Raw genomic sequence first — 8288 nt, 5'->3', positions numbered from 1 at the left:
CGGGAGCGGCCGAGGCGGTCGCGCCTGCGGCGGCCGCAGCCGGCTTGCTGCCCAGCTTCTGGCGCAGTTCGATCTGGCCCGGACGGAAGCCGCCGCGCATCGCGTCAACGCCGTCTTCAATGGTGCCGTACGAGGTCTGTGCAGCCACGCGGTCGATGCGGATGGTGCAGCATGGGTGTTCGCTGCGGCCCAGCGAACGGCCGGTCTGCGGGTCCTTCAGTTCCTCGCCCAGGCGCACAGCCTGCCAGCGCTGGCCGGCCTGCACGGTGTCACCGCCCTGGCTCAGCACCACCTGGTCACCGTCCACCGACACCACCGACACCGGGAACAGCGTGGTGACGATGCTGGTGCCGATCTGGCCGGACAGCGATTCCATCATCGCCGCAGCCATGTTGCGGCCGTTGACCACACGCGGCAGGGTGCTCGGGCCGGTCGAGGCCAACTGGTGATCGAAGCTGTCGGACATCACCACCTGGCCGGTGGTGGCGTTGACCAGGCGCAGGGTGATGCGGCCGCCACCGGAGTATGAGGTCACCTGACGGTCGGACATGCGCAGGTTGCGCACGCTGCGCGGGTACTCGAAGCGTTCGATGGTCGGGATCAGGATCAGGTCGGTCGCCAGCTGCTGGCCGACGCGGGCAGTGTCCTGCAAACGCACGTTGCCGCTGTTGATGTGGTCGATCTCGGCCTGCAGTTCGTCGCCGAACTCGCGATCCAGCACGATGAAGCGCTGGGTCTGGGTCAGCGTATCGGACAGGCGTGCGCGGATCGCGTCGGCCACTTCATCGGCGCTCACGCGGCCATCGCCCACGGCATAGCTGCCGGCCTTCGTACGCGGCAGCGCGACCACGATCTTCGGCTTGCCCTGCTCGTCCGGTGCGCGGTACTGGGCGATCTGGGCACGCACGCGTACCTTCCAGTAGCTGCGCATGCTGCGGTGGGTCACGTCGGAATCGAACGAGCTTGCGCCACGCTTGGCATCGACGCTGACCTTCTCGTCGTAGCGCTCCTTGACACTGGCCGAGGCACCGCCGCCCTTGGCCGTGGCTTCGCCAGAGGCGCTGGCAGAGGCCGAACCCTTGAAGCTCCAGCCTTCATCGCTGGCGCGCACGCGCGCGATGGTTTCCTCGTCCAGCTGCCGCACTTCGTCCTGCGACAGGATTTCATAGCCCAGCACCGCGCCCTGCGAGCCGGCGATCATCTGCTGGGTGAACGCGTCGGCGCGGATATCGCCGACGTGTTCGTCATCCACATCCACATGCAGGCCTGCACGCAGGCCCTGCATCTGGCTGGCCACGCGTACACCGTTGACCTGCGCCACCGCCGACTGCAGCGCCGCCAGCACCGCCAGTTCCGGGGTGCTGCCGATGCCGTCGGCCTCGCGCGCGACCTGGGTGGTGCCGCCGAAATCCGGCGTGCCACGCAGGGGCGCTGCTTCCACTGGCGCATTGCTGGCCAGTGCACTGGTTGCCTTGTCCTTGGCGGGTGTGGGCGCATCGGCGGCCGGGGTGTCCTGCTTGCCGCAGGCTGCAAGCAGCACGGCGGCCAGGCCCAGGCCGATCAAACGGGAGGTCGTACGCATGGGGTTGATCCTCGGATCAGATCGAGTCGAGCATCGAATCGGCGTTCGACGGCACCTTCACCTTGCTCTTCTTGGCGAAGGTCACGGCCGACTTGGTCGAGCCGTACAGGCCCTGGATGAAGCCCGGCGATTCCTTGGCCACCCATGCACCGGCAGCCAGTTTGCGGCCGACGGTGGCCATCTGGGTGGCGCCCAGGTTCTTCATGCCGGCGGTGAAGTTGCTGGCTTCGCCGCCCAGCTTCTGCGCTTCGGCAGCCGACGCCAGCAGCGAGACCAGGCCTTCGGCATAGTGCTGCTTGGATTCAGCGTTCAGCTCCGGCTGCGCGGCCTGGCGCTCGTCGATCGCGGCCTGGGCGGCTTCGCTGACCGACACCGACTTCTTCATCGCATCGACGCTGACCGAACCCGACGACAGCGCTTGGCGCTCGGCTTCCAGCAGCTGCACCTGCTCGGCCAGGCCGAAGGCACGGGCGAACGAGGTCTGGGCCTGCAGCGAGTGCGACTGCGAGCTGACGAAACGACGCACCAGTGCTTCCTGCGCGGCTTCATCCGGTGCGGCGGCGCTGGAGGCGCTGCTGCTGGAGGTACCGGTGGCGGCGCCGGCCAGATCCTTCAGCTTGCCCAGGCCGGCGTGCGCCGGCATCGACAGGGTGGCGGCCGCGATGGCCAGGACAAGAGCGGTATTGCGGATCATGTGTGAGTCCTTTGGGAGAGACGGCCGCGGTGCGGCACGTGGGGAATCGATAACCCCGGTGGATGCCGAGCGAGCTCGGTACCCACCGGGGTGGCGGATCAGCGGACCGCCTTGACGTTCAGTTCGTTGATCATCTGCTGGGCGGCCTTTTCGGCAGCCAGCTGCAGGGCATTGGTACGGGCCACGGTTTCATTCGGGCCGGTGCCGGAGAACTGCACCGGGCCGACCGACGACACGGTGCGCGGGAAACGACCGGTCACGTCCAGCACCTTGCCGGTGACAGTGACGAACACGCGGGTGTTGCCACTGGCCGGGTCGCGGTCGCGCATGCCGATGTCGAGGGTGCCGACGGCGATGTACGGAATGTTGGCTGCACGGATGCCGTTGGCGGTGTCACGCAGGGTGGCCGGGGCCAGGTCGTTGCCGGTGCTGAAGTCCTTGCGGATACGCTCGATGCTGAGCAGGCCACGCGACTCGCCTTCCACGTATTCGGCTTCAACCACTTCGTAGCCGGCGGCGCTGAAGGCACCGGTCATCGCGGTGTTGACCTCGGCGGCGTTGGCCACCTTCCAGGTGATGTTGTCGGCGCGTGCGGTGGTGCTGCCGCCGCTGGTGACCGACACCGATCCGTTCTGGTTGATGCTGCCGTTGGTGCTGACCGAGTTGCCGCGGAAGCTGTCGCCCTCACGGGTGTTCTCGCTGTAGCTGCTGCTGGCGTCGACGCGGCGGTATTCCTTGTCCTGGAACGACTGCACGGTGTCCTGCGAGCGCGCCATGAACAGGAAGGTCAGCAGCGAGCGCTGCGCGGCGGTGGCACCGGCCACGGCCGAACCCGCATCCAGCTTGGTCTGCAGCAGGGTGGTGTTGATCTCGGCGCGGACGGTGACGGTGTAGGTCTTGGCTTTCTTGTCTTCGGTGTCCGACAGCTGCACGGCGCTGAGCACGTAGCGGTCGATCTCGCCGATGAACTCGGCGCGACGCGCTTCGAACAGGCGCAGCTTGGCCGCACCGGTTTCGGCGATGTATGCCTCCAGGGCGTTGACCTTGGCCTTGTTCAGGGCCTGGGCACGGGTATCGGCACTCAGGCGCAGGCCGTAGCTGGCCGAGCCGGTGCCGCGCGAACTCGCGGTCTGCGCAGCGACCGGCGAGGCCACCACCAGCGCGATGAGGATGAGCAGGATGGTACGCATCAACGACATGACTTGATCAACTCCTGGAGGGCTTGGGTCTGCTGCTGCAACGGGCGGCCGCCCGGCTTCTGTTCGTCCAGCCAGGCGCGCGAATCGGCACGCTTGGCGGCGGCGCCGGCGAAGGCATCGAGCCCGGCCAGCAGGGTTTCGTAGCTGGCCGACCACTGGTCGACCTGCCACTGCGTGGCCGGAACCACCTTGGTGGCCCCCTTGCGCAGCGGCTGTTCGAAATAGACCTTCCCCGAGAACGGTTCGGTCACCTTGGCGGTGAAGAAGGCGCCGAACAGCATCGTCTTCATCGCCGGGGTTTCCTCGATCACGCCGTTCTTCAGTGCATCGACCTGCAGGTTGATGACGTAGTCGGGTTCGGGAATCTTCAGCTGGTAGACCTTGCCGTCGGCAAAGCGGGCGGCCATCGCGCCACCGATCGCCTGGCCCGAGGCCGGCGGCAGCAGCCCGACGCCGGTGTTGGACGACAGCGTCTTGGACAGTTCATGGGCCAGCGTGGCGCGCAGCGGCGCTTCCCACTTCGGGTCGGGCAGCTTGGCGCGGACCGCGTCGGACAGGGTTACACCACCGACCTGCAGACGGCGCACCGCCGCGTCGGGCAACCTGGCCTGGGCAAGGCTGGCCGCCAGCACCTGCGACAGGCTGGTATCGGCGCCGCCATACAGCAGATCGGCGACGATCGCGTCGATATCGTCGTTGTCCGGTCGGTAATCCTGCACGTCGATGCGCTGCAGCGTAAGCGGATAGGACGCGATCACCTGGCGCTCGCGGAAGTCGAAGAACAACGCCTGCAGCGCCACTTCCACCAGCACCTTGTACTGGTCACCGATCGGCTCGACCGAGACCAGTTCGCGGTCCAGCGCGGCGGCCAGCACGGTGGCGCTGGTGGTGCCGTCGAGCATCGCCACCGGCTGGTCGATCAGCTCCAGGTGGGCCGGTGCGCGGCGCTTGAGCGACTGCGCCAGCGTCTGGTTCAGCGGGACCAGGCCACGCCGTTCCAGCACCGCATGCGCATGTGGCGTGGTCGCCTGCACGGCGGCGGCGTCAGCGGTATAGGCAAAACCGGCCCAATAGGCCTGCTGCGATTTGTCCGCGGCCTGCACGGCCGTCGGCCATACGGCCAGGCACAGGGCACAGGCAAGCAGGCGCGCAAAAGCGCGCGATGCGCTCTTCGTCCTTGAATACATCCAACCGCTCCTCGGTCAATACGCACGGAATGCGGGCGCTGATGCGTCCGCTGGGCGCGAAACATAGCCGCTCAGGCGCGCGGCGACAAGTGCTGTCCTTGTCGGCTCAGTCCGTGGGGGGCAGGCCGGCCCGTTGCCGCAGCAGTCCGCGCTCGGCCTGGTTGTGGCTGAGCCGAGCCGCCTCGCCAAAAGCGTCACGCGCATCCTGCTCGCGCCCCAGTGCCTGCAACAGCTCGCCACGCACCACCTGCAGTGGCGCGTAGTCACGCAGGCGCGCGTCGACCAGCAAGGGCTGCAGTTGCGCCCACGCGGCGAAGGGACCGTCGCTGCGCAGGATCGCCACCACCCGGTTCAATGCCACCACTGGCGAAGGCTGCACCTGCAGAAGCTGTGTATAAAGCGCAGCAATGCGCGGCCAATCGGTAGCGTCAGCGCGACGCGCAGCCGCATGGCAGGCCGCGATGCGCGCCTGCAGCACGTAGGGATCCTGCCCGCCGCCTGCGGCCAGCGCACGTGCCAGTGCCTGCTGACCACGTTCGATCTGCAGCCAATCCCAGCGCGCGCGGTTCTGACGGTCCAGCAGCACCGGCGCGCCCTGCGCGTCCACCCGCGCCGCTGCACGCGAGGCCTGCAGCTCCATCAGCGCCAGCAGGCCCAGTACCGGCGGCACCGGCAACCGATGGGCCAGGATGCGGGCCAGGCGCAGCGCTTCATCGCACAGTGCCGGACGCATCCAGTCATCGCCGGCGCTGGCCGCATAGCCTTCGTTGAACACCAGGTAGATCGCCTCCAGCACCGAAGCCAGGCGCTCCGGCATCGCCTCCGCGCGCGGCACTTCATAGGGCACCTGCTTCTGCGCCAGGGTGCGCTTGGCGCGCACGATGCGCTGGGCGATGGTCGGTTCCGGCTGCAGGAACGCGCGTGCGATCTCCACGGTGGTCAGGCCACCGAGCAGGCGCAGGGTGAGTGCCACGCGCGCATCGGCCGGCAGCACGGGATGGCAGGCCACGAACATCAGCCGCAGCAGGTCATCGCCCAGGTCATCCTCCAGCGCCTGGTTGTCATCGGGTGCCGGCAGCGCCGCCGGATGCAGTTCCTCGCCCCATTGCGCGTGCTGCTGCGCCACGCGCTGGTGCTGGCGCAGCACATCGATGGCACGGTTGCGCGCGGTGGTCATCAGCCAGGCTCCGGGGTTGTCCGGGATGCCCTGCTCCGGCCAACGCTCCAGCGCGGCCAGCCAGGTGTCCTGGGCCAGTTCCTCGGCACGGCCGACATCGCCACCGAGCAGCCGCGCCAGGCGCGCGATCAGCACTGGCGACTCCATCCGCCAGAGGGTTTCCAGACGCTGCGTCAGTGCGGGCTCGAGCATGCGCCGATCACAGCACGCACGCCCGGCCCGCACAAGCGCCGCAGCTCACGCTTCAACAATCGGCTTGAAGCCACCCCAGAACATGCGCCGGGTATCGAACGGCATGTCCTTCGGGCCCAGCGACGCCAGCCGCGGGTCGGCCATCACCTTTGCGTTGATGCGGTCGCGTGCCGCGCGCGAGCGGAACACCACGAAGGCGACGATCACCGTCTCGCCCGGTTTCGCCTTGACCGCGCGCGGGAACGAGGTGCTCTTGCCCGGTTCCACATCGTCGGCCACGCATTCCATGTACTGCAGCGCGCCATGGTCCTTCCACACCACGCCGGCCTTGCGGGCAAGGCGGCGGTAGGCCGCCACCTTGTCCTGCGGGCACGGCAGCACGTACGCATCCACGTAAGCCATGAGGGTTCTCCCTTGCGGCGGCCGTCAGCCCGGCTCGCCGTCCATGTGTGCGATTTCCCAGAGATGGCCATCCAGGTCCTGGAAGCCGCGCTGGTACATGAAGCCCAGGTCGCGCGCCGGCTGCGGCTCGCTGGCGCCGGCGGCCAGTGCCTTGTCCACCAGCTCGTCAACGGCCTTGCGACTGGGTGCCGAGAGCGCATTGATCACTTCCGTGTGGGTGTGCGCGTCGGCAATCGGCTTGTTGGTGAACTGCTGGAAAAAAGGTTGGGTCAGCAGCATCACATAGATGCTCTCGCTTATGACCATGCCAGCCGCATCGTCATTGGTATAGGTTGGATTGAAGCTGTAGCCCAGCGCGGTGAAGAATGCCTTGGACTTCTCCAGATCCTGCACGGGCAGGTTGACGAAGATCATCTGCGGTTGTGGTGCACTCATTGGTAACGCTCCTTGTGGATGAAGAGGAAAGAGGGAGGGATCAGGGCTGCTTCATGCAATTGACCATCCACGGCTTGCCGTAACGGTCGATCAGCATGCCCCAGCGATGTGCCCAGAACGTTTCGGCGATCGGCATCTGCACCTGGCCACCTTCGGCCAGCGCAGCGAACACGCGTTCGGCTTCTTCGATGCTGTCGACGTCGACATTGATGGTGGTCGAGCCGCCCTCGCCACCGCCGGGACCGTCGGCCGCCATCACGATGGCGCTGCCGATCTCCAGCTGGCTGTGCGCAACGTGGTCGAGGGTTTCCGGCGGCATTTCGTTGCAGCCCGGCGAGCCATCGGAGGGCGGCATGTCGCGGTACTTCATTTCCGAGGTGACCTGGCCACCGAGTGCCTTGGCATAGAACGCCATTGCCTCGTGGGCCTGGCCGCTGAAGCCGAGGAAGGGAATCAGTCTCATGGCAATACTCCGTTGTGCGGTTCAGGGCGATAGTGCCGGGGCGTGCCCGACAGGGAGAGGAATCGGATCAGCCTTCCAGCTGTGCACGCAGACGCTGTTCCTGCTGCTGTAATTCGGGGGTGAAGGCTTCACCAAAGTCTTCTGCGGAGATCAGCGGACGCAGTTCCAGCGTGCCGCCCTCGCCGAACGGCGCACGGCTGGCCCATTCAACGGCCTCGTCCAGCGACCGCACCTCCCACAGCCAGAAGCCGGCGATCTGTTCGCTGGCAGGACCGAACGGACCGGCCTCGACCTTGGGTGCCCCGCCGCCGAAATGAATGCGACGGCCGCGCTGGGTGGCGTGCAGGCCTTCACCGGCCAGCATGATGCCGGCGGCCACCAGTTGTTCGTTGAAGGCGCCCATTTCGGACAGTTCCTGTTCGCTGGGCATGCGGCCGGCTTCGGAGTCGGCGTTGGCCTTCACGATCACCATCACTTTCATTTCGGTCTCCCGTGGGACGCGTGGTGCGTGCCCTTCACTGGGTACAACGAACCAGGGGGCTGGGAATCGACACGTCTGTTGGAAATTTTTTTCTTCCGCGGAAAGCGCGCCTTCGGCGGTGGTCGGCGAACGGCGGAGCCCCTCCGTGGTGGGGTTGGGTTGGTCGCTGAAAGCTCGGGTTCCCGTGGGTGGGCCGGGCGGCTGGGGCTGGCGGGGACGCTGTGAACCCGTCCCTGGGGGCCAGATCAGATCCCCCGCCAACCCCACCCTCCCGCCCCCAGACAGATCTCTGCGGCTGCCCCACCACGGGAAAATCAAGAGAAAAGGCAAAAGCAAAAGCAAAGGCAACAGCAACGGCGGTTGGCTGGCGGCCTCGGCTTTGCGAGCGAAGCGACCCGCTTTTGCTCTTGTTTGTGATTTTCCGTGGTGAACGCCGCAGGAAACTGTCCAAGGCCGGGTGGGTAGGCGGGGCGGGG

General features: G+C 67.0%; 9 protein-coding genes. All 9 read right to left on the bottom strand.

Annotated features, from left to right (window positions below):
- Window positions 1-1582: CsgG/HfaB family protein (locus HMPREF3114_RS08630; RefSeq protein WP_070489580.1), on the bottom strand; the 1582-nt coding region annotated here is incomplete at its 3' end.
- Window positions 1583-1598: 16 nt separating this feature from the next.
- The gene (locus HMPREF3114_RS08625; protein WP_005415096.1) at window positions 1599-2276 is read right to left on the bottom strand and encodes a hypothetical protein; all 678 of its coding nucleotides are present in this window, start codon (window positions 2274-2276) and stop codon (window positions 1599-1601) included.
- Window positions 2277-2374: 98 nt separating this feature from the next.
- The gene (locus tag HMPREF3114_RS08620) at window positions 2375-3475 is read right to left on the bottom strand and encodes a hypothetical protein (RefSeq protein ID WP_032953880.1); all 1101 of its coding nucleotides are present in this window, start codon (window positions 3473-3475) and stop codon (window positions 2375-2377) included.
- The gene (locus tag HMPREF3114_RS08615; RefSeq protein WP_005415094.1) at window positions 3466-4662 is read right to left on the bottom strand and encodes a hypothetical protein; all 1197 of its coding nucleotides are present in this window, start codon (window positions 4660-4662) and stop codon (window positions 3466-3468) included. Before HMPREF3114_RS08615 ends, HMPREF3114_RS08620 begins: the two co-directional genes overlap by 10 nt.
- 106 nt (window positions 4663-4768) lie before the next feature.
- On the bottom strand, window positions 4769-6031 hold the full coding sequence (locus tag HMPREF3114_RS08610) for an RNA polymerase sigma factor (RefSeq protein ID WP_070489578.1): 1263 nt from the start codon (window positions 6029-6031) through the stop codon (window positions 4769-4771).
- Between the two features lie 45 nt (window positions 6032-6076).
- Window positions 6077-6433 (bottom strand): DUF1428 domain-containing protein, encoded by a 357-nt coding sequence (locus tag HMPREF3114_RS08605; protein ID WP_005415092.1) that lies wholly within the window; start codon window positions 6431-6433, stop codon window positions 6077-6079.
- 24 nt (window positions 6434-6457) lie between these two features.
- Window positions 6458-6868, bottom strand: a complete 411-nt coding sequence (locus HMPREF3114_RS08600; RefSeq protein WP_021202152.1) for a VOC family protein — start codon at window positions 6866-6868, stop codon at window positions 6458-6460.
- Between the two features lie 40 nt (window positions 6869-6908).
- On the bottom strand, window positions 6909-7331 hold the full coding sequence (locus HMPREF3114_RS08595; protein WP_005415090.1) for a VOC family protein: 423 nt from the start codon (window positions 7329-7331) through the stop codon (window positions 6909-6911).
- 67 nt (window positions 7332-7398) lie between these two features.
- Window positions 7399-7812: a YciI family protein gene (locus HMPREF3114_RS08590; RefSeq protein ID WP_053500761.1), complete on the bottom strand. Its 414-nt coding sequence runs from the start codon at window positions 7810-7812 to the stop codon at window positions 7399-7401.
- Between the last annotated feature and the right edge of the window lie 476 nt (window positions 7813-8288).

This window comes from Stenotrophomonas sp. HMSC10F07 (assembly GCF_001807895.1).
Taxonomy (GTDB): Bacteria; Pseudomonadota; Gammaproteobacteria; order Xanthomonadales; family Xanthomonadaceae; genus Stenotrophomonas; species Stenotrophomonas sepilia.
Note: the sequence above shows the minus strand (reverse complement) of the source record. Positions and strands in the feature narration are given on the sequence as shown.